Consider the following 24403-nt stretch of genomic DNA (forward strand, 5'->3'; position numbering starts at 1 on the left):
GCGAGGCCGGGCAGCACCCGGTAGGCGGCGTGGAAGAGCTCCACGGCGCGGCCGCCCGCGCCTTCGGCGCGGGGTTGCCCCCACCCACACACCACCCGTTGCGGTGTGTCTTGCCTGACGCCGGCGCCTGGGACGGGGGGTCTGGGGGGCTGGTAAGCCCCCCCCAGCGACCACCGGTCGGGGATGGTGTGGGGGCGGGCGGTTGTGGTCCGCTGACGCGGGTGGCGGCCGGTGGCGGTCGGTGGCCCCCTGCGGTCGGTGGCTGCGGTGGCAGGTGGTCATTGGATGCGGAGTGATTCTGCGGCCCCAAGGGGCCTTGCCGGGCGGAGCGCGGAGGGGACGGCGCCATGGCGCCGCCCAGTGGTCGGCTCCGCTGGCGCTCCGCCGGATACGGAGCGGAGCGGCTCCGCTGGCGCTGCGCCGGGGGATACCTTCGGTGGGCCGGTGGGGTTGCGCCGACTCCGCTACGCTCCGCCGGCTGATGCGAAGCTCGCGGCTCCGCTGGCGCTCCGCCGACGGATGCCTTCGGGAACCGGGCGGGGTGGGCCGCCTCCGCTGCGCTCCGCCGACAAGAGCGTCCCTCCAACGGACCTTCCCCTCCACCCGACCAGCGCCCTTCCGGCGTGACCGACCCCCTTCTCAGCCCGTCCGGCGTTTGAGGACTTCGGGCGAAGCCCGAAGCGCGTCAGCCGACGCAACCGCACCTCCAGCCCGTCCGGCGTTTGAGGACTGAGGCGCGAAGCGCCGAATCGCGCCGCAGGCGCCAGCGCAAACGGCACGTTGCAGCGTGACCGGCACCGGATCCAGCCCGTCCGGCGTCTGAGGACTGAGGCCCGCCGCGAGGCGGCCCCGCGCGCAGCGCGACCGCGGCGGAAGGAGGCCCACCCGCGGGCCCCCGAGCCCGCTGAGGCACACTGGCAAGGTGACCCAGCACAGCACCACCCCACCCCAAGGCACCGCCCGCAAGCCGCTGGCGTTCGCTCTCCTGGCCGGGGCGGCGGGAGCCGCCCTCGTGCTCGCGTCCACCGGGCGCGTGTGGGCCGAGGGGGAGACCGCCGGCGTGCTCGGGCAGGGCGTGGCCACGGTCACCGCGAGTGGGCAGGACGTCACCGGTGCGCCGTCCGCGCTCGCCGTCGTGGGGCTGGCCGCGCTCGTGGCCGTCTTCGCCGTGCGCCGGACCGGGCGCCGGATCGTGGCCGCGCTGCTGGCCCTCGCCGGGGCCGGCGTGGTCGCCGCGTCGGTCGCCGCCCACGGGGACAGCACCGCCCTGCGGGACCGGGCGGCCGACATCTCCGGCCTCACCGACTCCACTGTGGACAACCTCACATACAGCGGCTGGCCCTGGGTCGCCGCCGCCGGCGGGCTGCTGCTGCTCGTCGCCGGCCTGCTCGCCCTGCGCCACGGGCAGAACTGGCCCGCGATGTCCGGGCGTTACGAGCGCTCCGGCGTCCCCGCGCCGCGCCGCGCCGCCAGGCCCGTGGACCCCGAGCGGCCCGAGGACCTGTGGAAGGCCCTCGACCGCGGCGAGGACCCCACGGCCGCAAGCTGACCCCCCGGAGCCGGGGCCCATTCGCGATCGGGGACAATGGCAAGGGGCTTCATACCCCTTGGAAGGTCAGCCCCTCCGCGTGCAGCGGAGAGGGATGCCCTCATCCCCGTACACGTCCATCTACTGGTAGCTGCAAGGAGCACTCATGGCGGGCAATAACGGCCACGGGACGGATCACGGCCACACCCCGGCGGCGTGGACCGGTGTGATCATCGCCTTCGTCGGCTTCCTGGTCGCGGGCTACTTCATGGTCGCCGACCAGCCCGCCGGCTTCTGGGCCGGCTTCGGCGTCATCGTCCTCGGCGGCATCGTCGGCGGCGCCATGAAGGCGGCCGGCATGGGCAAGGCGGAGCCCGCCCCGGTCCGCGTCGGCCAGTAGGTACCTGACACGCCCGGCGGGTGCGCCACCGCGCGCACCCGCGACCGCGGCGGGAGAATCACGGGGTGCGCGCAGCCCCCGGCGGTGCTCCCGCCCTCGCCCGCCGGCTGGCGGGACCCGTGACGGCCGTGGCCTCGGTGGCCGCGGCCTTCGCCTATGTCGGGGCGGTCGACCCGAACGAACCCGGCCACTACCCCGCCTGCCCCGTCCTGGCGCTGACCGGCTGGTACTGCCCGGCCTGCGGCGGCCTGCGCAGCGCCCACGCGCTGGCGCACGGCGACTTCGCGGGGGCCGCCGGCGCGAACGTGCTGGCGCTCGGCCTGTTCGCCCTGCTGGCGTTCATCCTCGGCGTCTGGCTGCTGGCGGCGGTCCGCGGCCGTGAGCCGGAACTCCCGTGGCGGAGGGTAAACGGTTACGCGCTCAGCGTAGTTCTGCTGGCGTTCATGCTCGTACGCAATCTGCCCTTCGGTGCCGCGCTCGCCCCCTGAATCCCGGGCCCCCGCCGTGTCCACCAGCTGGGACCGCCGTCAACCGGATGTGAGGGTTACGCCTCGCGCCGGATACCATCACAGATGCCCCACACCGCCATCTAGGAGGTCCCCTCGCGTGAGTGTGCTCGACGAGATCATCGACGGAGTCCGTGCGGACCTCGCCGAGCGGCAGGCGCGTGTCAGCCTCGACGAGCTGAAGGAGCGCGCCGCCCGCGCCCCCGGCGCCCGCGACGGCGTCGCGGCGCTGAAGGGTGACTCCGTGCGGGTGATCTGCGAGGTCAAGCGCTCCAGCCCGTCCAAGGGCGCGCTGGCCGCCATCGCCGACCCCGCGGGGCTCGCCGCCGACTACGAGGCCGGGGGCGCCTCGGTCATCTCCGTGCTCACCGAGCAGCGCCGCTTCGGCGGCTCGCTGGCCGACCTCGAGGCCGTACGGGCCAAGGTCGACGTCCCGGTGCTGCGCAAGGACTTCATCGTCACCGCCTACCAGCTGTGGGAGGCGCGTGCGTACGGCGCCGACCTGGTGCTGCTGATCGTCGCCGCCCTCGAGCAGGAGGCACTCGTCTCGCTCGTGGAGCGGGCCGAGTCCATCGGGCTGACGCCCCTGGTCGAGGTGCACGACGAGGAGGAGGTCGAGCGGGCCGCCGACGCCGGTGCGAAGATCATCGGCGTGAACGCGCGGAACCTGAAGACGCTGGAGGTCGACCGGTCGACCTTCGCCCGCGTCGCGCCCGAGATCCCGGCCGGGATCGTGAAGGTCGCCGAGTCCGGCGTACGCGGGCCGCACGACCTCATCGCGTACGCCAACGACGGCGCGGACGCCGTGCTGGTCGGGGAGTCCCTCGTCACCGGCAAGGACCCGCGCGCCGCCGTCGCCGACCTGGTCGCGGCCGGGGCGCACCCGGCGCTGCGGCACGGAAGGGACTGAGACACCGGTGCGAATCTGCGCGCGACTGGCGCGGGGCTGCCGGCCCCGCGGCTGCCGCGCGCCCGCGCGCCGGGTCCGGGGCCGCCGGGTGCGGTACCACATCGGGGCCGAGCCCGGGCAGATCAACGGGCGCCGATGGCGCGGTGACGCGCGGGGCTGAGCCCCGTACGACGTCACCCCCGGCGGTGTGCGCCCGCGATCCGTGATCGCGTGGCGTGCCGCCGTAACGCCATCACCTACAAGGAGCTTCGGATGTCCGACTTCTTCATTCCCGACCCACAGGGCGCCGTGCCGGACGCGAGCGGCTACTTCGGCGCCTTCGGCGGCAAGTTCATCCCGGAGGCGCTGGTCGCCGCCGTGGACGAGGTCGCCGTCGAGTACGACAAGGCCAAGCACGACCCGGCGTTCGCGGCCGAACTGGCCGACCTGCTGGTCGACTACACGGGCCGGCCCTCCGCCCTGACCGAGGTGCCGCGCTTCGCGGAGCACGCGGGCGGCGCCCGGGTCTTCCTCAAGCGCGAGGACCTGAACCACACCGGTTCGCACAAGATCAACAATGTGCTGGGGCAGGCGCTGCTCACCAAGCGCATGGGCAAGACGCGGGTGATCGCGGAGACCGGCGCCGGCCAGCACGGTGTGGCCACGGCCACCGCCTGCGCCCTGTTCGGCCTGGACTGCACGATCTACATGGGCGAGGTCGACACCCAGCGCCAGGCGCTGAACGTGGCCCGGATGCGGATGCTCGGCGCCGAGGTCGTCGCGGTGAAGTCCGGCAGCCGCACGCTGAAGGACGCCATCAACGAGGCGTTCCGCGACTGGGTCGCGAACGTCGAGAGCACGCACTACCTCTTCGGGACCGTGGCCGGTCCGCACCCCTTCCCGGCGATGGTCCGCGACTTCCACCGGGTGATCGGCGTCGAGGCGCGCCGCCAGCTGCTGGAGCGGGCCGGCCGGCTGCCGGACGCCGCCGTGGCGTGCGTCGGCGGCGGCTCCAACGCGATCGGGCTCTTCCACGCGTTCCTCGACGACGCGTCCGTACGGCTGGTGGGCTGCGAGCCAGCCGGCCACGGCATCGCGACCGGCGAGCACGCGGCGACGCTCAGCGTCGGCGATCCGGGGATCCTGCACGGGTCGCGGTCGTACGTCCTGCAGGACGAGGACGGCCAGATCACCGAGCCGTACTCCATCTCGGCCGGTCTGGACTACCCGGGCGTCGGCCCGGAGCACGCGTACCTGAAGGACTCCGGGCGGGCCGAGTACCGGGCGGTGACGGACGACGAGGCCATGCAGGCGCTGCGCCTGCTGTCGCGTACGGAGGGCATCATCCCGGCCATCGAGAGCGCGCACGCGCTCGCGGGGGCGCTCGACGTGGGGCGGGAGCTGGGGTCCGACGGACTGATCGTCGTCAACCTCTCCGGCCGCGGGGACAAGGACATGGACACGGCTGCCCGCTACTTCGGGCTGTACGACGAGGGGGCGGCTGCCCAGTGAGCGGGAACATCTCTCTGCTGGACGCGGCGCTGGCCCGCGCCAAGTCCGAGAACCGGGCGGCGCTGGTCGGGTACCTCCCGGCCGGCTTCCCGGACGTCGAGGGCGGCATCGACGCGATGACCGCCATGGTGGAGGGCGGCTGCGACGTGGTCGAGGTCGGCCTGCCGCACTCCGACCCGGTGCTCGACGGGCCGGTCATCCAGACCGCGGACGACATCGCCCTGAAGGGCGGGCTGCGGATCGCCGACGTCATCCGGACGGTCGGCGAGGTGCACCGGCGTACGGGGGCTCCGGTCCTGTGCATGACGTACTGGAACCCGGTCGACCGGTACGGGGTGGAGCGCTTCGCGGAGGACCTCGCGGCGGTGGGCGGTGCGGGGTGCATCCTGCCGGACCTGCCGGTCGAGGAGTCGTCGGTCTGGCGTACGGCGGCGGCGAAGCACGGGCTGGCCACGGTGTTCGTGGTCGCGCCCAGCAGCCTCGACGCCCGTCTCGCGACGATCACGGCGGCGGGCTCCGGCTTCGTGTACGCGGCGTCCCTGATGGGCGTCACGGGCACGCGCGAGTCGGTCGGCGCCTCGGCGGCGGACCTCGTCCGCCGCACCCGCGCCACGACGGACCTGCCGGTCTGTGTGGGGCTCGGGGTCTCCTCCGCCGCGCAGGCCGCGGAGGTGGCGTCCTTCGCGGACGGCGTGATCGTGGGGTCGGCGTTCGTACGGCGTGTGCTTGACGCGGGTGCTGATCGTGCGGGGGGCCTTGCGGCCGTGCGGGCCCTTGCGGGCGAGTTGGCGGCGGGGGTTCGTAGCCGCGGCTGAGGATTGCGCGGCGCCGGCCTCCGGCGGGTCGGTGCTGCGCGCCTCCGTCCTCAGGCGCCGGACGGGCTATCTCGCGGTGCGGTTTGCGCTGGCGCCTGCGGCGCGGTTCGGCGCTTCGCGCCTCAGTCCTCAGACGCCGGACGGGCTGGGATGGTGCTGCGGTCGCGTCGGAATGGTCCAGTGCCGCCGGCGCCTGCGGCGCGATTCGGCGCTTCGCGCCTCGTCCTCAAACGCCGGACGGGCTGGGGTGGTGCTGCGGTCGCGCTGGCAGGTGCGGTTTTGCCGGCGGAGCGCAGCGGAGTCGGCTCACCGACACCCGGTCGGCATTCCCCGGCGGAGCGCAGCGGAGGCGGCTCACCGACACCCGGTCGGCATTCCCCGGCGGAGCGCAGCGGAGGCGGTGCAGCCCCACTGGGTCACCACCGACAACCCTCGGCGGAGCGCAAGCGGAGCCGCCTCGCTTCGTATCGGCGGAGCGTCAGCGGAGTCGTTCGCTGGGCGGCGCCATGGCGCCGTTCCCTCGCGCTCCGGCCGGCAAGGCCCCCTGGGGCCGCAGAATCGCTGCGATTCGCAACGGCGACCGGGTGCCGGACGTACACCGCGCGCGCCCACGGCCCTCGGCCCTGAGCGCGCTATCGTGGGAGGACCGACGTACCTAGGGGGAACGGCCGTGGGTGAGGACGCGCGGGGCGAGCAGGTGCCTGAGGACATATGGGCGAAGTTCCAGGAGGACTCCTGGGGGCGGATCGACGCGACCGCTCCGAAAGAGCCCTCCGCGCGGGCGCGCATGGTCACCGAGCGACTGCGGCAGGAGGGCGCCGCCGCACCCGGGGAGACGCGCCGCCGCCGACCGAGGTCGCGGCCGAGGTGGATGCGCTGGCAGGGCGGCCTCCGCCCCTGGGTCATCGGGCTGAGCGCCTTCGCCGGCTTCCTCGCGCTCTGCGCCCTGGTCGCGCAGATCCCCCTCCACTGGATTTTCTGACCCCCCTCCACGCAACCCCCAGGCGTGACGACCACGCCGCACCGTCGTTGAATGACGTGTGAGTGCGAAGAACACCGAGGGCAAACGGTCGGCCCGTGAACGTATGGCCGCGGAGCGTGAGCGGCAGCGCGTGGCGGAGAAGCGCAGACGGACGATGCTGGCGCTGCTCAGCGTGCTGGGCGTGCTGGCCGTTGCCGGTGTGATCGCCGTCGTCGTCAACAACACCAAGGACGACGACGGCGGCAGCGGTCCGCTCGTCTACCCCAAGAACGTCACGGGCGAGGACCGGCTCGCCATCCTCGACGGCAAGGCCGCCGCCCCCGTGACGCTCACCGTCTACGAGGACTTCCGGTGCCCCGCGTGCCAGGCCTTCGAAACCGGCTTCAGCAAGACCATCCACGAGCTCGTGGACAGCGGGCAGCTGAAGGCCGAGTACCGGCTGGTCACCCTGATCGACGGCAACCTGGGCGGCGAGGGCTCGCTGAACTCCGCGAACGCGGCCGCCTGCGCCGCGGACCAGAGCCAGGCGAAGTTCCGCGCGTACCACGACGTGCTGTACGCCAACCAGCCGTCCGAGAGCGATGACGCCTTCGCCGACAAGGACACGCTGAAGGACCTGGCGAAGAAGGTCGACGGACTCGACACCGCCGCGTTCCAGGCCTGCGTGGACGACGGCACGCACGACAGCTGGGTGCAGAAGTCGAACAAGGCGTTCAACGACTCCGGCCACAATTCGACGCCGACCGTGCTGCTGGACGGCGAGAGCATCTACGGCCAGGGCAAGGACCTCACCCCGGCCAAGCTGAAGCAGCTCGTCGCCGGCGCCGCGAAGTCGTAACGACGCCGCGAAGGCGTGAAACCGGGAACTTCCCACCCGCCCCGTCCGTAAATACAGCGGACGGGGCCGGGAGCGTTATGCAGACGTTGCCGGGCGGGTTGTCACACGCCCGGCCCGGCACGATACGGTCGGAGCTGCCATGGACATCGCTTACATTCCCAGCCCTGACAACGGCGTGTGGCATCTCGGCGCCGTTCCGCTGCGCGGCTACGCCTTCTGCATCCTCGCCGGCATCTTCGTCGCCATCTGGCTCGGCGGACGACGCTGGGAGGCGCGCGGCGGCCAGCGCACCACCGTCACCGACATCGCCATCTGGGCGGTCCCCTTCGGCCTGATCGGCGGGCGGCTCTACCACGTCATCACGACGTACGAGCCGTACTTCGGCAAGGACGGCAACTGGGTCGACGCCTTCAAGATCTGGGAGGGCGGCCTCGGTATCTGGGGCGCGATCGCGTTCGGCGCGGTCGGCGCCTGGATCGGCTGCCGGATGCGGGGCATCCCGCTGCCCGCGTACGCGGACGCCGTGGCGCCCGGTATCGCGCTGGCCCAGGCCATCGGCCGCTGGGGCAACTGGTTCAACCAGGAGCTCTACGGCAAGGCGACCACCGTCCCCTGGGCGCTGAAGATCACCCGCAGCGACGGCGAGCGGGTACCCGGGACGTACCACCCGACCTTCCTGTACGAGTCGCTCTGGTGCATCGGTGTGGCCCTGGTCGTCATCTGGGCCGACCGCCGCTTCCGGATGGGCCACGGCCGCGCCTTCGCCCTCTACGTCGCGCTGTACTGCGCCGGCCGCGGCTGGATCGAGTACATGCGTATCGACGAGGCCCACCACGTGCTGGGCCTGCGGCTCAACGTGTGGACGGCGATCATCGTCGGCGCGCTCGCCATCGCGTACATCGTGATCTCGGCGATCAAGCGCCCGGGCCGCGAGGAGGTCGTGGAGCCCGACCGCGCCGCGCTGAAGGCCGAAGCCGCGGCCAAGGCGGCGGAGGACGGGGAGACGGCCGAGGCCACGGACAAGGACAAGGACGAGGCCACGGACGAGGCCACGGGCAAGGGCGAGGCCAAGACCGAGCCAGAGACCGAAGGCGACGACACGGCCTCCCCCGAAGCCGAAACCGAAGCCGAAGCCGAAGCCGACGACACCCCCGACCGCGAGCCCGCGAAGGTGTCCGTCAGCAAGGGCAGCGACGAGGACGACGCCGAGGCGGTCGAGTCCGCCGACGCCGACGCCGACGCGCCCCGTCAGTCCTGACCGCCAGCAGTACGAACCCCGAAGGGGGCGGACCCACCCGGTCCGCCCCCTTCGACATCCCCGAGGTCACCCCGAGGTCACCCCGAGCTCACGCCGGCGAGATCGACCCGGCCAGCAGCCCCATCACGATCGCGTTGTCGCCGTACGGGGCGTTCTTCATCAGCGGATCGCCGTCCGACGGGAACTGCTTGACCCGGACCCCCTCCAGCACCGGGTTGTTCCCGTAGCGCTCGAAGAGCGGGATGATCGGCAGCAGCTCGTTGAAGGCCAGCGCCGCCTTCGTGACGTTCGTCTTCTGCTCCTCCTCGTTCAGGCCCCGGCCGGCGTCGTTGACCACGGCCTCCAGGTCCAGCTCGCCGACGTCCTCCGTCTTCACCTTGAGCTCGAAGCCCATGCCCCGGCCGCCCGCGTTGCGTGCGATCGGGATGTTGTGGATGAAGAGGTCCGCGGAGAACGAGAAGTGCGGATGCGGGTGCTGTGAGGCGCCCCAGGCGTGGATGGCCAGCTCGAAGTTGCCCTTGTCGATCTCCGGGTTGTACGACTCGAACTTCTGGCCCTTCGGCGTGACCTTGATGCCGAACTCGGTCAGCTGCTCGGCGACGTTGTCGCCCGCGGCCGACCAGTCGGCGAAGTCCGAGGGGTAGGAGATGACGAACTCGGCGGTCTTGCCCTCGGGGGTCTGCCAGCTGTCGCCGCTCTTTTTCCAGCCCGCCTGGGTGAGCAGGTCGGCGGCCTTGGCCAGGTCGTTCTCGTACTTGTTGAGCTTGGACTGGTCCTCGGCGGAGATCCAGTCGGGCACCTGGATGTCGGAGAAGCCCGCCATGAACTCCACGGCCTTGCCGGAGTCGCCGAGCGCGACGGCGCCCACGTCCGCCCGCTTGATCAGGTGCGCCAGCGCCTGCCGGGCCCGCTTGTCGGAGAACGCCTTCACCTTGTCGTGGTTGATGAACAGCGCCGGGCCGCTGTAGTTCGGCGGCCGCATGATGCGGTAGCCCTGGTTCTGGAAGGACTTCTCCTGGGCGGGCGTGAAGCCGTGCGTGGCGTAGTCGACGTCCTTGGACTCCACCAGCGGCGCCACGTCGGGGGTCTCGCCGTTGAAGAGGACGACCTTGTCGAACTTGACCTCGGCGGCCCGGAAGCCGTGCTTGTTCTTCACCAGCGTGAGCTTCGAGGTGGTGATCAGCTTCTCGTCCACCATGAAGGGACCGGAGGCGATGATCGTCTTCGGCCGGAAGGCGTTGAACTCCTTGTTCAGCGCGACGGCCTCCGGGCTGTCGGTGGCCTTGCCCTGCTCGACCAGCGCCATCGCCTTGTCCGCCCACTCACCGTAGGTGCCGGTGTCGATGACGGAGCTCTTGAGGATGTAGCGGTCGATGATGGCCGCCGGGGACTTCAGATGGACCACGAAGGTCTGGTCGTCCGGTGCCTCGATCTTCTCGATGGAGGCCCAGGACGGCGAGTTCTGGATCCACTGGACGTACATGGTGGTCAGGTAGTCCTTGGAGGTGAGCGCCTTGCCGTCGGACCACTTCAGGCCGGCACGCAGCTTCACCGTGAAGGTGGAGAGGTCGGCCGCGAACTCACTGCTCTCGGCCAGGTAGTACGTCCACTGCTTGGCGTCCCACTGCCAGTACGCGCCCGGCATGTGGATGAGGTCGCTGTACGGGCCGCCCAGCAGGTACATCGCGACGGGGGCCAGTCCGTCCGGCCCGCCGCCGCGGTTGAAGTGGCCGGTCGGGGGCTGGTTGTAGGGGTACGCCCCGCGGAACTCGCCGCCGCCTCCCGACTTGCCGTCGTCCTTGGGGTCCGCCTTGCTGCACGAGGCCAGGGCGGGGACGCCGGCGGCGCCCGCGGCGCCGAGGCCCACCAGCTGGAAGAGACGTCGGCGCGAGATGTCGGAACGTGCTATTCCTGTCATTTCCCCTCCATGGGAGTTCGTCCCCGCCGGTGGCTGAACCGGATCAGGGCAGCGGTGACCGCCATGGCGGCGATGCCGCCGACGAGGGCGATCACCGTGATGGTGCGTTCCGGGGTATGGGGTTTCGTCGCGGCCAGCATCAGCAGGGACCCGACGACCAGGAAGGACGCCAGGGTCAGCGCCATACGGGCGAGGGCCTCCACGGGGTGCCTCCGGCGGGGTGTGCGCTCGACGGAGTCCGGGGCCGCGCCCCTTGCCCCGTGCGGGCTGGATGGTCAGGCGTGAGCGTTCGGTGCGGAGCGGAGACGGACCGTGCCGGGATCGTTCAGGATTCACTCCCGGCCGGGGACGCCTGCGCGGGTACCGGCGCGGGCACCGTCCCGGCGACCACATGGCACGCCACCTCGCGTCCCGTGCCGGGGGCGGCCGAGAGCTGCGGCTCGGCGGTGTCGCAGGTGCCCGGGACGAACAGGGGGCAGCGGGGGTGGAAGGTGCAGCCCGCGGGCAGCGCGGCCAGGCTCGGGATGTCGACGCCGCGCAGCCCCGGATCGCGCCGCCCCTCCGGTCCCGGATCCACCTCGGGTACGGCCGTGAGCAGCGCCTTGGTGTACGGGTGCTGCGGGTCGTCGATCACGTCCGAGGTGGCGCCGTACTCCACCACCCGGCCGAGGTACATCACGGCGATCCGGCCGCCGGCGCCGAAGTAGCGGGCGATGGCCAGGTCGTGGGTGATGAAGACGAAGCCGACGTCCAGCTCCTCGCGCAGCCGCGTCAGCATGCGCAGCACGCCGACCCGGATGGACACGTCGAGCATGGAGGTGGCCTCGTCGGCGATGATCAGCCGCGGGCGGAGCGCCAGCGCCCGGGCGACCGCCACCCGCTGGCGCTGGCCGCCGGAGAGCTGGTGCGGGTACTTGCTCAGGAAGTTCTCCGGCGGGCTCATCTCGACCTGCCGGAGCAGCTCCCCGGCCTGCTCCCACGCCTCCTTGCGGGACTTCGCCAGCCCGTGCCGCCGCAGCGGCGCGGCGAGCGTGGCGAACACGGTACGGATGGGGTTGAGCGAGGCGTACGGGTCCTGGTGGATGAACTGCACCGCCTTGCGGTACGCCCGGTAGTGCTCCCGGTCCATCGCGGTGAGGTCCGTGCCCTCGAACTCCACCGCCCCGGCGGTCGGCCGGGCCAGTCCGGCCGCCATCCGCGCGGTGGTGGTCTTGCCGCAGCCGGACTCGCCGACCAGGCACAGCACGTCGCCCCGGTCCACCGACAGCGACACGTCGCGTACGGCGGGCAGTTCGCCGCGCTGGGATTGGAAGGTCTGCGACACCCCGCGCAGGTTCATCAGCGGCGCGCTCGTCATGGGGCGACCTCCTTCGCGGCGTTGGGGACCTCGTCGGGTGCGGTGTCGTCGGGCGATGCGTCCAGCCGTACCGACTCCCAGCGCAGGCACGCCGCCTCGTGCGACGGCGTACCGGCGGACCGCGCCTCGACGGTGCGCGGAGCCGGGTCCGTGGTCCGGCACTCGTCCACGGCGTACGGGCAGCGCGGCTCGAAGGAGCAGCCGGGCGGCAGCAGTGCCAGGTTGGGTGGCGCGCCGGGGATGGAGACGGGCTCCCTCGCCCCGGCGCGCACGGGCGGGATGGCCCGGATGAGGCCCACGGTGTAGGGGTGGCGCGGGGTTCGGAAGAGGTCGCCGGTCGTACCCGACTCGATGACCCGGCCCGCGTACATCGTGGCCACCCGGTCGGCGAGTTCGGAGGCGAGCGCCAGATCGTGCGAGATGAAGATCATCGAGAAGCCGCGCTCGGCGCGCAGCTCCTGCAGCATCTCCACGATCGCCCGCTGGGTGAGCAGGTCCAGCGCCGTGGTCGGCTCGTCCAGGATCAGTACCCGGGGCTCGAGGATCAGCGCCAGGGCGATCAGCGCCCGCTGGCGCATCCCGCCGGACAGCTCGTGCGGGTACGAACCCAGCACCTGGCCCGGCTCCAGGCGTACGGAGCGCAGGCTCCGCTCCGACCGCTCGCGGATCTCCTCCCGGCTGAAGCGGCCGTGGGCGCGCAGCGTGTCGGCGAACTGGTCGCCGATCCGCAGCACCGGGTTGAAGGCGTTCATGGCGCCCTGGAACACCATGGCGACCTCACTCCACCGCCACTGCCGCAGCCGCGACCCCTCCAGCCGCAGTACGTCCGTGCCGTCGGTGGTCACGGTGTGGGTGCCGGCGCCTCCGTAGAGCACCTGGCCGCCGGTGATGCGGCCGGTGCGCGGCAGCAGGCGCAGCAGCCCGAGGCCCAGCGTCGACTTGCCGCTGCCCGACTCGCCGACCAGGGCCAGGGTCTGGTCGGCGTACAGGTCGAAGTCCACCCCGCGCACGGCCTCGACGAGGCGGCCGCGGCCGGTGCGGTAGGCGATGCGCAGGTCCCGTACGGACAACAGCGGCTGCCGCGCCGCCATCTGGTCGGTCATCGCGTCATCCTCTCGACAGCCGCGGGTTGAAGATCTCCTCCAGCGAGCGCGTCAGCATCACGAGCCCGAGCTGGAAGAGCGCGATGGCGCCCACGGGGGCGAGGATGAAGGCCGTGCCCTCGGGCAGGTAGATCGCCCCGTAGGTCCAGGCCTGGTGGATCATGATGCCCCAGTTCGCGCCGGCCAGCGGGGCGAGGCCCAGGACGTACAGGCCCACCAGGGCGTACATGGCGTTGGTGACCGCGATGATGAAGTTGATCAGGATGTAGCCGGCCATGTTCGGGACGATCTCCACGAAGATGATCCGCAGACTGCCCAGATCCTGCAGCCGGGCCGCCTCGACGAACTCGCGCTCCTTCAGCGACATCACCTGCGCCCGGATCGAGCGCATCAGCACCGGCCAGGTGATCAGTCCCAGCAGCAGCGCCAGCGCGCTCGGCGTGGTGAGCCCGAAGAAGGCGCCGACGACGGCCAGCAGCACCACCGCCGGCACGGTCATCACCACGTCGGTGAGCTGCAGCAGCGCCGAGTCCAGCCACCCCCGGAAGTAGGCGGCCAGGGAGCCCAGCACCACGGCGACGAACAGGGTGATGAACGCGGCGGCGAATCCGACGTAGATGATCGTCCGTCCGCCCAGGACGAGTTGCTTCAGCACGTCCTTGCCGGAGTGGTCGGTGCCCAGCCAGTGCTCGGCGCTCGGGCCCTCCCAGCGGTGCTGCGCGTCCACGGGGTTGTGCGCGTCGACGAACAGCGGGGCGAGATAGCTCATCCCGACGATCAGCACCACGATGACCAGCCCGGCGAGCCCCGACTTGCTGCGGGCGATCTGGCGCAGGGTGCCCTCGGTACGGGGGACGGCGCGGGCGAGCGCCGGTTCGGCGACGCTCGCGGCGATGGCGGTCATCCCTCGGCTCCGTTCCCCGACTCGCGGATCCGCGGGTCGAGCGCGCTGTTCACGAGCTCGGCCAGCAGATTGGCGAAGACGATGACGATGGTCATCAGCAGCAGGATCCCCTGCACGGTCGCGTAGTCCCGGTCGTTGATCGCCTCGTAGAGTTCGCGGCTGATGCCGTCGTACTTCAGGATCAGCTCCACGAAGATCGCGCTGCCGAAGACGAAGCCGCCCTGGGTGGCGATCTGGGCCACCATCGGCAGCACCGCGTTGCGGCCGACGTACTGGGTGCCGATGCGCCGGTCCGAGAGGCCGCGGGCGCGGGCCACCGTGACGTAGTCCTCCTCCAGCGTGGTGATCGTGGACGCCTTCATCACCAGCGCCCAGGTGCCGAAGGTGGTCAGGACGTACACCGTGACGGGGAGGGACGCGTGGTAGAAGGCGTCGGAGATGAAGGTGAGGGACGGCTCGGGTTCGATGCCGGCGGTGTACGTGCCGCGGATGTCAGCGACGTTGAACAGGCCGAACTGGACGCCGCCGAACACCACCACGAGGATCGCGAAAAGGTAGTTGGGGATGGCGTGCAGGGTGGATCCGACCACCGAGATGAAATGGTCGAGGAATCCGCCGCGCCGGTACGCCATCACAATGCCGAGCACCAGTCCGAGACCGATGGCGATGAGCAGGGCGTACCCCACGCTGAACAGCGTCCAGGGCAGACCCGAGGAGATCCTGTCCATGACCGTGGTGCCCGGTGAGAGTGAATTGCCCAGATCTCCGTGGAGCAGCGCCCACAGATAGTCGCCGTACTGCTGGATCAGCGGCGTTTCGGGATCGAAGGTGAAGAGGGAGGCGGCCGAGGCGGCGGCCGACTCGTACGTCGAACCCGACCGCATCTGGCTCGCGATGTACGTGTCGACGGGGTTGCCCGGCAGCAGCCGGAGCATGAAGAACATCAGGGTCGTGACGACCCAGACGACGAACACGCTGCGGATCACGCGCCGTACGACGTAGTTGCGCCAGGGGCGCAGGAGCAGTGGGGTGCGGGAGGCCGGCCGGTGGAGCCGCTTGAGGAGGCCCGGCGGGGCGGTTCGGACTGGCGGGTTCGCGTCTGGTGCGGTCGTGCTCATCCACCCTCCGCTGGGGAGACGGCTGTGGGGTGGCCCCCAGGGCTGATCAGCTGGTGCATTCGCTCGGTAAGCGCTTGATGAGACGCTGGTAAGGCGTGAACATGCCCCACCCGGACGGGTTTCGGCAAGCCCCTGGTCTCAACAATTCCGCCATCGTTATCGACGCGGAAGCCGTATGCGGCGCGGTTTGCGCCCGCGTTGACGGGGCATTCCGGCAGGCCGAGTCACGACATTCCGGAAGGCTGGTCCGGAAAGGAGAAAGCCCCCTTTCCCGCACTCTTGGGACGGGGGCTCATGTGCTTTCCGGAAGGGTGCGAATTTGGCAGCCGCTTCACCGCGGAAGCGGGTGACCTCAGCTCATTTATGCCGCGTCGCCAGAGCCAGCGTGCGCTGCGCCCCGGCCACCACCGCCGCGTCGACGAAGCGGCCGTCCGGCAGGGCGAGGGCGCCCGCGTCGGTCGCCGCGGCCTTCACGACCTCCTCGGCACTCTCGATCTCCCCGGCCGTGGGCAGGTAGGCCTCCTCGATCACCGGGAGCTGGCGCGGATGGATGGCGGTGCGGCCCAGGAAGCCCAGGGCGCGGCCGACGGCGCAGGAATGTGCCAGCCCCTCGGTGTCGCGGATGTCCGGATACACCGACTGCGGGGGCGGAGGGAGTCCGGCCGCACGGGCGGCGACGACCGCGCGGCCGCGGGCGTACGCCAGGCCCGCGTCGCCGGTCACGCCCAGATCGGCGCGCAGGTCCGCCTCGCCGAGGGCGATACCGCGCAGCCGGGGGTGCGCGGTGGCCACGGCGTACGCCTGCTCGACGCCGGCGGCCGACTCCAGCAGCGCGTACAGGCCGGTGTCCGGGACCTCGCCGGCGATCATGCGGATCGCCCCCGGATCCGTCACCTTGGGCAGCCGCAGGCCGGCCAGCCCCGGCAGCCCCGCGAGCCGGGCGATCTCCGCCGGCGCCAGCGGGCCGTCGAGTGCGTTGATCCGCACGTGTACGGGGGAGGGGCCGGGCGCCGCGTCGGCCAGCAACTCGGCGGTGGCGTCCAGGGCGTACGCCTTGCGGTCCGGGGCGACGGCGTCCTCGAGGTCGACCAGGACGACGTCGGCGCCCGCGTGCAGCGCCTTTCCCACCACTCCCGGGCGGTCGCCCGGGACGTACAGCCAGGTCAGATACGTCGGCGTGGTCACAGCGCGCCCTCCTCCCGCAGGGCGGCGATGTCCTCGCCGGAGTAGCCGAGTCCGGTCAGCACCTCGTCGGTGTCCGCGCCGTGCGGACGGCCGGTATGACGGATGCCGCCGGGGGTGTCGGAGAGGCGGAACAGCACGTTCTGCATGGTGACTTCGCCCAGCTCGTCGTCCGGCAGCGTGGTGAAGGTGCCGAGCGCTCTGTACTGCTCGTCGGCCATCACGTCGCGCACGTCGTAGACCGGGGCGATCGCCGCCTCCGCCTTCTCGAACGCGTCCAGCACCTCCTCCCGGGTGTGCCGCCCGATCCAGCCGCCGACCGCCTCGTCCAGCTCGTCCGCGTGCCGCGCCCGTCCGTCCCCGGTGGCGAACCACGGCTCCTCGGTGAACTCCGGCCGGCCCACCAGGCGCATCACGCGCTCGGCGATGGACTGCGCGGAGGTGGACACGGCCACCCAGCTGCCGTCGGAGGTGCGGTAGGTGTTGCGCGGGGCGTTGTTGGCGGAGCGGTTGCCCGTGCGTGGCTGGACGTAGCCGAGCTGGTCGTACCAGATGGGCTGCGGGCCGAGCACCATCAGGATCGGCTCGATGATCGCCATGTCGACGACCTGGCCGCGCCCCGTCCTGTCGCGCCCCGCGAGCGCGGCCATCACGGCGTACGCGGTCGACAGCGCGGCGATGGAGTCCGCGAGCCCGAACGGCGGCAGGGTGGGCGGTCCGTCCGGCTCGCCGGTGACCGCGGCGAAGCCGCTCATCGCCTCGGCGAGCGTGCCGAAGCCGGGGCGGCGGGAGTACGGGCCGAACTGGCCGAAGCCCGTGACGCGGGCCAGCACGAGGCGGGGGTTGGCGGCCGAGAGGACGTCCCAGCCGAGGTCCCACTTCTCCAGGGTGCCGGGGCGGAAGTTCTCGATGACCACGTCGGACCCGGCGACGAGCTTCAGGAGCAGCTCGCGGCCACCCGGGGTGGAGAGGTTCGCGGTGATCGCCCTCTTGTTGCGGCCCAGGAGCTTCCACCACAGGCCGACGCCGTCCTTGGCGGGGCCGTGGCCCCGGGAGGGGTCGGGTTTACGGGGGTGCTCGACCTTGACCACCTCGGCGCCGAAGTCGCCGAGCATGGTCGCGGCGAGGGGGCCGGCGAAGAGGGTGGCCAGGTCCAGGACGCGCAGGCCCGCGAGCGGGCCGGTGCCTGCGTGGTGGGAGGTGTTCATCGGTGCGGCTTGCCTTCGTCGTAGAGGCTGTCGATCTCGTCGCGGTCCGGCATGGAGGCGGAGGCGCCCGGGCGCTGTACGGACAGCGCGGAGGCGGCGGACGCCCACGCCAGCGCCTCGGCCATCGGGCGGCCCTCGACGGCGGCGGCCGCCAGCGCGCCGACGAACGTGTCGCCTGCCCCGGTGGTGTCGACCGCCCGCACCCGCAGCGCGGGCACCAGCAGGGGGTCGGCGCCGCGGCGGGCGTAGAGGCTGCCCGCCTCGCCGAGCGTGACGACGGTCTCGGGGACCCGGCGCAGCAGCTCGCGCGCCGCCTCGTACGGGTCGGTGCGGCCGGTCAGGGCGGCGGCCTCGTGCTCGTTGGGGACGAGCAGGTCGGTGGCCTCGAGCAGCTCCGCGGGGAGCGGCCGGGCGGGTGCGGGCGTCAGGACCGTCCGTACGCCGTGCCGGCGGGCCGCCTGGGCGCCCGCGAGGACGCCGGGAATCGGCAGCTCCAGCTGCAGCAGGAGCGCGTCCGCCGCCGCGATGCGCTCCTCGTCGCCGGGGGCGAGGGCGGTGACGGTGCCGTTCGCGCCGGGGATGACGACGATGGAGTTGCCGCCCTCGTCGTCGACCGTGATGTGGGCGGTGCCGCTGGCGCCCGGGACCGTGCGCAGGCCGCCCGTGTCGACGCCGGACTCCGTCAGGGCGTGGCGCAGCGCCATGCCGAAGGCGTCCTCGCCGACCGCGCCGATCATGCTCACCCGCGCGCCGGCGCGGGCCGCGGCGATCGCCTGGTTGGCGCCCTTGCCGCCGGGGACGGTACGGAACTCGCGGCCCGGGACCGTCTCGCCCCGGGCCGGGGCCTTCGCGACGAAGGCCACCAGGTCCATGTTCGCGGAACCCAGCACCGCGATTGCTCCGGTCATGCCTCGCATACCTCCATGGTTCGTCGGGCCAGTGCGTCGAAGCCGATGCCGTCGAAGCCGGTGATACTGCTCGCCAGGCGATTCTTCAGCGGCTCGGTCCACCGGGCGGGGAGCGCCGCGGGTGAACCTGCCAGCAGCGCGGCGACCGATCCCGCGGTCGCGCCGTTGGAGTCGGTGTCCCAGCCGCCGCTGACGGCCTTCGTGATCGAGCCGGTGTAGTCGCCGTCGGCGTGGGTGAGGGCGGCGGTGACCAGGGCGGTGTTGGGGATGACGTGGACCCAGTGGTGGTCGTGCCCGTACCTGGTGTGGAGCCGGTCCACGACGTCGTCGAAGTCTGCGGTGGTACGGGCGAGTTCGCGGGCGTGGGTGATGGCGTGGGCCAGGCGGGAGTCCTGCGGGATGTGGTCCAGGCCCGTCTGGATCGCCTCGTGTACGTCGGCCTGGCCGGCGGCTGCGGCGGCGATCGTGGCGGCGGCCCACATCGCGCCGTAGACGCCGTTCGCGGTGTGGCTGAGGATCGCGTCGCGGTGGGCCTCCTCGGCGGCGCGGGCGGGGTCGCCGGGGTTGGTCCAGCCGAAGACGTCCGCGCGGATCAGGGCGCCGATCCATTCGCGGAAGGGGTTGCGGTGGGTCGCCGTGTGCGGGGGCTCGACTCCGTCGAGCAGGTTTCGGTAGGCGATGCGTTCGGCGGTGAAGGTCCTGCCGGCGGGGAGTTCGTCGAGCCAGAGCCTGGCCACGTCGGTGGTGGTGAAGGTGTGGCCGTGCGTCTCCAGCAGGCGGAGGCCGAGGAGGGGGTAGTTGAGGTCGTCGTCCTCGGGCATGCCGTCGATGTTCTCGGCGAGGGACGTCGGTCGGCTGCGGCGGTTCCAGGGGTACTGTGCGGCGACCTGGCGGTCGAGGCCGTGTTCGGTGAACCAGGTGGTGAGGGGCCAGTTGCCGGTGCCTTGGGCGAGGGCTCGGATGCCCTCCAGCGGGAGCTTCTCGACGGGCTTTCCGAGGAGGCAGCCGGCTGCGCGGCCCAGCCAGGCCGCGTGCAGGCGCGCTTGCAGCGCGGGGCGGTCGGTGTGCGGTGCGGTGTACGCCCTGGGCGCGGTCCCGCTTCCTGGGGGCTGCGCCCCCAGACCCCCGCTGCGCGCCTGGCGGCGCTCGTCCTCAAACGCCGGACGGGCTTGGTCGGGTGCGGTCGCGCTTCCTGGGGGCTGCGCCCCCAGACCCCTGCTTCGCGCCTGGCGGCGCTTGTCCTCAAACGCCGGACGGGCTTGATGTGCGGCGTCGCCCTCTTCCCCCGGGCGGGCGGGGCGTAGTGCGTCGCGTTCTTCCCCCGGGCGGGCCGGGGACACCGCGTCGCTCTCTCCCCCCGGGCGGGCGGGGCGTAGTGCGTCGCGTTCTTCCCCCGGGCGGGCCGGGGACACCGCGTCGCTCTCTCCCCCCGGGCGGGCGGGGCGTAGTGCGTCGCGTTCTTCCCCCGGGCGGGCCGGGGACACCGCGTCGCTCTCTCCCCCCGGGCGGGCGGGGGACACCGCGTCGCTCTCTTCCTCCAGGCCCGCGGGGGACACCGCGTCGCTCACTTCACCCAGGCCCGCGGGGGACACCGCGGCGGGCGTGTCCGGTTGCGTAGGCTGCGGGCAGGCGTGTCGCAGGGCGGCACGGGTGGGCGCAGCCGGACCGCAGCCATTGGTGCCCGGCTGGACCACGAGCGTCGGGCCGTAGCGCAAGGGGCCCGGGTGCGTCAGCAGCGCGCTGAGTGAGTGCCAGTCCGACGGCTCCGAACCCGACAGGGGCGACCGCAGCGACGCCAGCTCGTCGAGCAGCTCCAGCGCCAGCTGCCGCAGCGCCCGCGGCGCCGGCGAGGGCGACGACCCCGCCCGGGAGGGCGCGAGGTGGCCGCCTGCCGCCAGCCAGCGGGCTTGGAGCGGGGACGCGTCGCGGCCGTCCTGTGCCGCCTGGCGCAGTTCGTGGCCGACGAGGTCCTCCGGCTGGACCCAGGTGAGGCGCAGCATCACACCGCCGCCAGCGCGGCGAAGGCCGCCTCGTGGGCGCGGCGGCGGTCGACGTCCTTCGCGTACACCTCGCGGGCGACCGACGCCAGCGACTCCGCGGGGGTGACGAGGTCGAGGCGGCTCGCGCGGGCCACCTCCGCGGACCAGTCGGCGGGGACCGCCGCCGCGCCGGACAGCGCGCCGACGATCGCGCCGCTCATCGTCGCGATCGAGTCGCAGTCGCGGCCGTAGTTGACCGAACCGAGGACCGATTCGCGGTAGTCGCCCGCGCCGGCGAGGAGCATGCCGAGCGCTACCGGGAGCTCCTCGATGGAGTGGAGCCGGGAGGGGCGGCGCGCGCCCAGGGACGGCTGACGGTACTCCGGACCGACCGTGTCGAAGGGGGCCACCGCCGCGCGGAGCGGGGCCAGGGCCGACTCGAAGTCCGAGTGGGCGGTGGCCGTTTCGCAGACCGCCTCGATCGCCGCGCGCGTGCCGTCCTTCGCCAGCGCCAGCGCGTCCGACACGACGGACGACGGCGTCGCGCCGGGCTTGAACGCCGAGGCGACCGCCGCCGCGAAGACCCCCGCGGCCTCGCGGCCGTACGACGACTGGTGCGCGCCCGCGACGTCGAGCGCCTCCGCGTACGCCGCCCCGGGGTTGCCCGCGTTCACCACGCCGACCGGCGCCATGTACATCGCCGCACCGCAGTTGACGATGTTGCCGACGCCCGCCTCGCGCGGGTCCACATGGCCGTAGTGGATCCGCGCGACGATCCACTTCTCGGCGAGGAAGATGCGCTGCAGAGGCAGCGCCTCCGCCTCCAGCTCCGGAATCCAGCGGGGCGTGCCGATCAGGTCGGGGACGAGGTGGTCCGCGACCGCGTACGCGTCGAGGTGGTCGCGCACCTTCTCGTAGACCCGCACCAGCGCGTGCGTCATCAACGTGTCGTCCGTGACGTGGCCGTCGCCCTTGTGGTACGGGGCGATGGGGCGCGCCGTACGCCACTCGTCCTTGAAGAAGGGCTCGACGATGCCGCGGACGCGGCCCCCGTGCCGCTCGGCGATCGCCTCGGGCGTCCAGCCCTCGACGGGGCCGCCCAGGGCGTCTCCCACGGCCGCGCCGACCAGGCAGCCCGTGGCGCGGTCTTCCAGAGTGGGGGTCGTCATGCGAGGGGTCCTTCCCGGTCGATGAGGTCGATGAGGTCGAGGGAGATGTCGGGGGTGAGGGGTGAGGCCGCCAGATCGTCCGCCAGGTCGACGAGGTCCGTCCCCGCGAGCTGCGGCAGCACGCAGCCCGACAGCCTGCGGCAGGCGTCCCGCCACGAGGCGGGCAGCGCGTCCGAACCGCCCAGCGCGCCGGTGAGCGCGCCGGCGAGGGCGGGCGCCGAGTCGGCGACGCGCGACAGGCAGACCGCCGCCGGCACCGCCTCCGTCACCGCGCCCGCCGCGGCCGTGGCGACCGCGAGGGCGACGGGGACGGTCTCGGCCGCCGCGATGCCGTAGCTGTAGACGTGGTCGACGATCTCGTGTTCGAGGACCGGGACCAGCGCGAAGGCGTTGCCGGGGAGCCCGGGCCGGGTCGCCACCGCCGTACGGCCCAGCTGGACCGCCTGTACGGCGTTGCGCCGGATCTCCGTGCCCTCCGGCAGCTGCTCCAGCGCCGCGTCCACGCAGGCGTCGACCGGTGCCCCGCCCAGCGCCGCCGCGATCGCCGCGGCCATCGCGCGGGCGCCGTAAACCCCGTCGCCGTCCTGGGTGTAGCGGGCGTCGAACTCCGCCAGTTCGGCGGCGGAGGCCGGATCGCCGGGGTGGACCACGGCGAGCACCGCCGCGCGGACGCACGCCGCGTCGTCGAAGTAGTGCGGGTTGTCGTGGCCGGTGGCCGGCGGCCGCAGCCCCGCGGCGAGATTGCCCAGCCCGGCCCGTACGGAGATCCGCGCCCGCAGCGGGATCTTCGCCGACTCGATCTCGTCGGCGCGACCGGCCGCCGCGGCCACCTCGTCCGCGAGGCCGTTCCAGGCGAGGGTGAGTGCGGAGCGCACCCGCTGGTGGGCGGGCAGGTCGCTGAGCCGCGCGGACGCGGCGGAGAGCACCGCCTGCGCGGTGAACGCCGCCCACTCCGCGTCGTCGGACGGCCCGAGCCGCAGCGGCTCGGGTGGCTGGTTGAGCGCGATCGGCACGGGCAGCGTGGTCGTCGCGCTCTGCTCGGCGAACGTGTCCAGCTCCCGCGTCAGCCGCCGGGTCCAGTCGGGCAGCCGCGCCGCGCGGTGCCGGCCGGCCGGCCAGCCCGCCGCGTCGCCCGCCGCCAGGCCCAGCAGCAGTCCCTCGATACGGCGTACGTCGTCCACCGTGTCGGGGGCGGCGAATGCGGCGGAGGTCATGAGGCGGCCTTCCGTTCGGCCGGGGTCAGCCGGTCGGCGATCGTGAGGATGTGGTGGCCGGCCATCGACGGCAGGCAGCTGCCCCGGACCGGGCCGATGGCCGACGCCCACTCCGCCGGGATCGCCTCCTCGCCGCGCAGCCCCCCGGCCAGGGCGCCCGCCACGGCCGCGGTGGTGTCGGCGTCGCGGCCCATGTTCACGGCCGTCAGGACGGAGGCGGGGAAATCGCCGCGGGCGGCCATGAACGCGCCGAACGCCAGCCCCACCGCCTCGGGGGCGAGGTCCGTCCACGGATACCCGCCGATGACGACCGCCGAGCGGATCGTCCGCTCGGTGGACAGCGGCGTACGGTCCGGGTCGAACAGCGCGCGCCGCGCCGCGGAGACCGCCCGGTGCAGCGAGCGGGCGGTCCAGGAGTCGTCCGGGATCACCGAGAGCGCCGCCTGGACGACGGCCTCCGGGGAGTCGGAGACCACCGCCGCGGCGACCCCCGCCGCCACCGCCCGGCCGCCGTGGATGCCCTCGCCGTCGTGCGACACCGTGCCGTCGATCGACACCAGCCGGGCCGCCTCCGCCGGCCGCCCCGCCGCGTACACCCCGAACGGCGCGGCCCGCATCGCGAGCCCGTCGCTCCACGCGTGCCGGTGCTGCGCGGTGATCGGCGCGGCCAGCCCCCGCCGCAGGTTCTCCAGCGTGCCCCGCTCGCTGAAGCCCGCCCCCCGGAACGGGCCCTCGTCCAGATCGGCGATCCAGGTGTGCCAGGCGGCCTCGACGTGCTCGACGGTCAGCGCCGAGCCGTGCTCCGCCAGCAGCAGCCCGGAGAAGATGGCGTACTCGGTGTCGTCCGTCCCGGCCGGATCGTCCGACACGAAGCCCTCGATACGCCCCCAGCGCTTGCGGATCTGGGAGGGCTTCAGATTCTCGGCGGGCGCCCCCAGGGCGTCGCCGACGGCGAGCCCGAGGAGGGCGCCGCGGGCCCGCGAGCGCGGGTCGAGGGCGGCGCCGGCGCCCGGCACGGGGCGCAGCCGGGTACGGGTCGCCACGCCCTGTGCCGGCGGGTCCCCGGGGACGGGGAGGGGGCTTGCGGTGCTCATCGTGCTGTTCGTGCTCGTTTCGGTGGTCGTGGATGCCGAAGGCCACGGCGGTGCGCCGGGGCGTGGGGGGCGCGGCGTCGCCCGGTATTCGGCGGCCGAAGACCGTCGCGGCGCTGGGAAGGGGGTCGTATACGTTCCGGGGCACCCCCGCTGCGTTCCGGGGCACCCCCGCTGCGTTCCGGGGCACCCCCGCCACGTTCCGGGGCACCCCCGCCCGCTCGGCGATCCCGACGACCGTCGGCGTTCCTCCCGAACCTCTGTCAGCAGCCACCGTCGCCCTTTCGCGTGCGGTCGAGCGCCTCGCTTGCAGACGTTTGCGCGGAAACGTTTACAGATGTTGCGGTGACGTTTCCTCTGGCGCCCATGGTGTGCGATCCGCATCTCCGGCGCAGGGCCGCCACGCCCTGTACGGGACGTTCCGGAAGGGGACACAGCGGCGCGGACCGGCGGATTCCGACCGCTCGGGCCGCGGGTAAGTACGGCCTGCCTTGCTGGCGCGAAGGCGTGACGCGTGCCTACCG

At 72.9% G+C, this 24403-nt stretch carries 22 protein-coding genes; 9 read left to right on the forward strand and 13 right to left on the reverse strand.

The window, feature by feature from the left end:
- Positions 1 to 922 precede the first annotated feature (922 nt).
- The 9 genes from AB0M28_RS01150 to lgt all read left to right on the forward strand — a co-directional run bounded on the left by AB0M28_RS01150 (position 923) and on the right by lgt (position 8728).
- Positions 923 to 1549 carry a TIGR02234 family membrane protein gene (locus AB0M28_RS01150; protein ID WP_365395668.1) on the forward strand — a complete coding sequence of 209 codons (627 nt, stop codon included), beginning with the start codon at positions 923 to 925 and terminating at the stop codon, positions 1547 to 1549.
- Positions 1550 to 1694: 145 nt separating this feature from the next.
- The gene (locus AB0M28_RS01155) at positions 1695 to 1928 is read left to right on the forward strand and encodes an HGxxPAAW family protein (RefSeq protein WP_365395671.1); all 234 of its coding nucleotides are present in this window, start codon (positions 1695 to 1697) and stop codon (positions 1926 to 1928) included.
- A gap of 65 nt (positions 1929 to 1993) precedes the next feature.
- Positions 1994 to 2416, forward strand: coding sequence for a DUF2752 domain-containing protein (locus AB0M28_RS01160; protein WP_365395674.1), 423 nt, complete (start codon positions 1994 to 1996; stop codon positions 2414 to 2416).
- A 118-nt stretch (positions 2417 to 2534) separates the two neighbouring features.
- Positions 2535 to 3344 (forward strand): indole-3-glycerol phosphate synthase TrpC, encoded by an 810-nt coding sequence (gene trpC, locus AB0M28_RS01165; RefSeq protein ID WP_365395677.1) that lies wholly within the window; start codon positions 2535 to 2537, stop codon positions 3342 to 3344.
- Positions 3345 to 3596: 252 nt separating this feature from the next.
- Positions 3597 to 4835, forward strand: a complete 1239-nt coding sequence (gene trpB, locus AB0M28_RS01170) for a tryptophan synthase subunit beta (protein WP_365395679.1) — start codon at positions 3597 to 3599, stop codon at positions 4833 to 4835.
- Positions 4832 to 5650, forward strand: coding sequence for a tryptophan synthase subunit alpha (gene trpA / locus AB0M28_RS01175; protein WP_365395681.1), 819 nt, complete (start codon positions 4832 to 4834; stop codon positions 5648 to 5650). Before trpB ends, trpA begins: the two co-directional genes overlap by 4 nt.
- Before the next feature lie 670 nt (positions 5651 to 6320).
- Positions 6321 to 6632, forward strand: coding sequence for a hypothetical protein (locus AB0M28_RS01180; RefSeq protein ID WP_365395684.1), 312 nt, complete (start codon positions 6321 to 6323; stop codon positions 6630 to 6632).
- A 58-nt stretch (positions 6633 to 6690) separates the two neighbouring features.
- Positions 6691 to 7470, forward strand: coding sequence for a thioredoxin domain-containing protein (locus AB0M28_RS01185; RefSeq protein ID WP_365395686.1), 780 nt, complete (start codon positions 6691 to 6693; stop codon positions 7468 to 7470).
- A gap of 139 nt (positions 7471 to 7609) precedes the next feature.
- Positions 7610 to 8728, forward strand: a complete 1119-nt coding sequence (gene lgt / locus AB0M28_RS01190) for a prolipoprotein diacylglyceryl transferase (RefSeq protein WP_365395689.1) — start codon at positions 7610 to 7612, stop codon at positions 8726 to 8728.
- Positions 8729 to 8816: 88 nt separating this feature from the next.
- Here lgt and AB0M28_RS01195 read toward each other — a convergent pair whose 3' ends face one another.
- From AB0M28_RS01195 to AB0M28_RS01255, 13 genes are all read right to left on the reverse strand, one after another.
- Complete coding sequence (locus AB0M28_RS01195; protein WP_365395692.1) at positions 8817 to 10646, reverse strand: ABC transporter substrate-binding protein; 1830 nt, start codon at positions 10644 to 10646, stop codon at positions 8817 to 8819.
- The gene (locus tag AB0M28_RS01200) at positions 10643 to 10831 is read right to left on the reverse strand and encodes a hypothetical protein (RefSeq protein ID WP_365395695.1); all 189 of its coding nucleotides are present in this window, start codon (positions 10829 to 10831) and stop codon (positions 10643 to 10645) included. Before AB0M28_RS01200 ends, AB0M28_RS01195 begins: the two co-directional genes overlap by 4 nt.
- Positions 10832 to 10971: 140 nt before the next feature.
- On the reverse strand, positions 10972 to 12003 hold the full coding sequence (locus AB0M28_RS01205; protein ID WP_365395698.1) for an ABC transporter ATP-binding protein: 1032 nt from the start codon (positions 12001 to 12003) through the stop codon (positions 10972 to 10974).
- Entirely contained in the window at positions 12000 to 13106 is a 1107-nt protein-coding gene (locus AB0M28_RS01210; protein WP_365395701.1) for an ABC transporter ATP-binding protein, read from the reverse strand. The genes AB0M28_RS01205 and AB0M28_RS01210 overlap by 4 nt, the downstream gene beginning before the upstream one ends.
- A 4-nt stretch (positions 13107 to 13110) precedes the next feature.
- Entirely contained in the window at positions 13111 to 14010 is a 900-nt protein-coding gene (locus AB0M28_RS01215; RefSeq protein ID WP_365395703.1) for an ABC transporter permease, read from the reverse strand.
- Positions 14007 to 15128 (reverse strand): ABC transporter permease, encoded by a 1122-nt coding sequence (locus tag AB0M28_RS01220; RefSeq protein ID WP_365395706.1) that lies wholly within the window; start codon positions 15126 to 15128, stop codon positions 14007 to 14009. The genes AB0M28_RS01215 and AB0M28_RS01220 overlap by 4 nt, the downstream gene beginning before the upstream one ends.
- 357 nt (positions 15129 to 15485) lie before the next feature.
- Positions 15486 to 16313 carry a CoA ester lyase gene (locus AB0M28_RS01225; protein WP_365395709.1) on the reverse strand — a complete coding sequence of 276 codons (828 nt, stop codon included), beginning with the start codon at positions 16311 to 16313 and terminating at the stop codon, positions 15486 to 15488.
- Positions 16310 to 17518, reverse strand: a complete 1209-nt coding sequence (locus tag AB0M28_RS01230; protein WP_365395712.1) for a CoA transferase — start codon at positions 17516 to 17518, stop codon at positions 16310 to 16312. Before AB0M28_RS01230 ends, AB0M28_RS01225 begins: the two co-directional genes overlap by 4 nt.
- On the reverse strand, positions 17515 to 18426 hold the full coding sequence (gene rbsK, locus AB0M28_RS01235; protein WP_365395715.1) for a ribokinase: 912 nt from the start codon (positions 18424 to 18426) through the stop codon (positions 17515 to 17517). The genes AB0M28_RS01230 and rbsK overlap by 4 nt, the downstream gene beginning before the upstream one ends.
- Positions 18423 to 20426 carry an ADP-ribosylglycohydrolase family protein gene (locus AB0M28_RS01240; protein WP_365395718.1) on the reverse strand — a complete coding sequence of 668 codons (2004 nt, stop codon included), beginning with the start codon at positions 20424 to 20426 and terminating at the stop codon, positions 18423 to 18425. Before AB0M28_RS01240 ends, rbsK begins: the two co-directional genes overlap by 4 nt.
- Entirely contained in the window at positions 20426 to 21574 is a 1149-nt protein-coding gene (locus AB0M28_RS01245) for an ADP-ribosylglycohydrolase family protein (protein WP_365395721.1), read from the reverse strand. Before AB0M28_RS01245 ends, AB0M28_RS01240 begins: the two co-directional genes overlap by 1 nt.
- Positions 21571 to 22788: an ADP-ribosylglycohydrolase family protein gene (locus AB0M28_RS01250; protein ID WP_365395724.1), complete on the reverse strand. Its 1218-nt coding sequence runs from the start codon at positions 22786 to 22788 to the stop codon at positions 21571 to 21573. Before AB0M28_RS01250 ends, AB0M28_RS01245 begins: the two co-directional genes overlap by 4 nt.
- A complete protein-coding gene (locus tag AB0M28_RS01255) occupies positions 22785 to 23882 on the reverse strand; it encodes an ADP-ribosylglycohydrolase family protein (RefSeq protein WP_365395727.1) in 1098 nt (365 codons plus the stop codon). Before AB0M28_RS01255 ends, AB0M28_RS01250 begins: the two co-directional genes overlap by 4 nt.
- Between the last annotated feature and the right edge of the window lie 521 nt (positions 23883 to 24403).

Origin of the sequence: Streptomyces sp. NPDC051940 (assembly GCF_040680895.1) — a bacterium.
GTDB lineage: Bacteria > Actinomycetota > Actinomycetes > Streptomycetales > Streptomycetaceae > Streptomyces.

Coding starts and splice junctions, on each gene's coding strand:
- rbsK (WP_365395715.1), bottom strand. CDS start 18,426: ATGACCGGAGCAATCGCGGTGCTGGGTTCCGCGAACATGGACCTGGTG.
- trpB (WP_365395679.1), top strand. CDS start 3,597: ATGTCCGACTTCTTCATTCCCGACCCACAGGGCGCCGTGCCGGACGCG.
- AB0M28_RS01230 (WP_365395712.1), bottom strand. CDS start 17,518: ATGAACACCTCCCACCACGCAGGCACCGGCCCGCTCGCGGGCCTGCGC.
- lgt (WP_365395689.1), top strand. CDS start 7,610: ATGGACATCGCTTACATTCCCAGCCCTGACAACGGCGTGTGGCATCTC.
- AB0M28_RS01205 (WP_365395698.1), bottom strand. CDS start 12,003: ATGACGAGCGCGCCGCTGATGAACCTGCGCGGGGTGTCGCAGACCTTC.
- AB0M28_RS01200 (WP_365395695.1), bottom strand. CDS start 10,831: ATGGCGCTGACCCTGGCGTCCTTCCTGGTCGTCGGGTCCCTGCTGATG.
- AB0M28_RS01155 (WP_365395671.1), top strand. CDS start 1,695: ATGGCGGGCAATAACGGCCACGGGACGGATCACGGCCACACCCCGGCG.
- AB0M28_RS01255 (WP_365395727.1), bottom strand. CDS start 23,882: ATGAGCACCGCAAGCCCCCTCCCCGTCCCCGGGGACCCGCCGGCACAG.
- AB0M28_RS01215 (WP_365395703.1), bottom strand. CDS start 14,010: ATGACCGCCATCGCCGCGAGCGTCGCCGAACCGGCGCTCGCCCGCGCC.
- AB0M28_RS01210 (WP_365395701.1), bottom strand. CDS start 13,106: ATGACCGACCAGATGGCGGCGCGGCAGCCGCTGTTGTCCGTACGGGAC.
- AB0M28_RS01195 (WP_365395692.1), bottom strand. CDS start 10,646: ATGACAGGAATAGCACGTTCCGACATCTCGCGCCGACGTCTCTTCCAG.
- AB0M28_RS01245 (WP_365395721.1), bottom strand. CDS start 21,574: ATGACGACCCCCACTCTGGAAGACCGCGCCACGGGCTGCCTGGTCGGC.
- AB0M28_RS01240 (WP_365395718.1), bottom strand. CDS start 20,426: ATGCTGCGCCTCACCTGGGTCCAGCCGGAGGACCTCGTCGGCCACGAA.
- AB0M28_RS01250 (WP_365395724.1), bottom strand. CDS start 22,788: ATGACCTCCGCCGCATTCGCCGCCCCCGACACGGTGGACGACGTACGC.
- AB0M28_RS01220 (WP_365395706.1), bottom strand. CDS start 15,128: ATGAGCACGACCGCACCAGACGCGAACCCGCCAGTCCGAACCGCCCCG.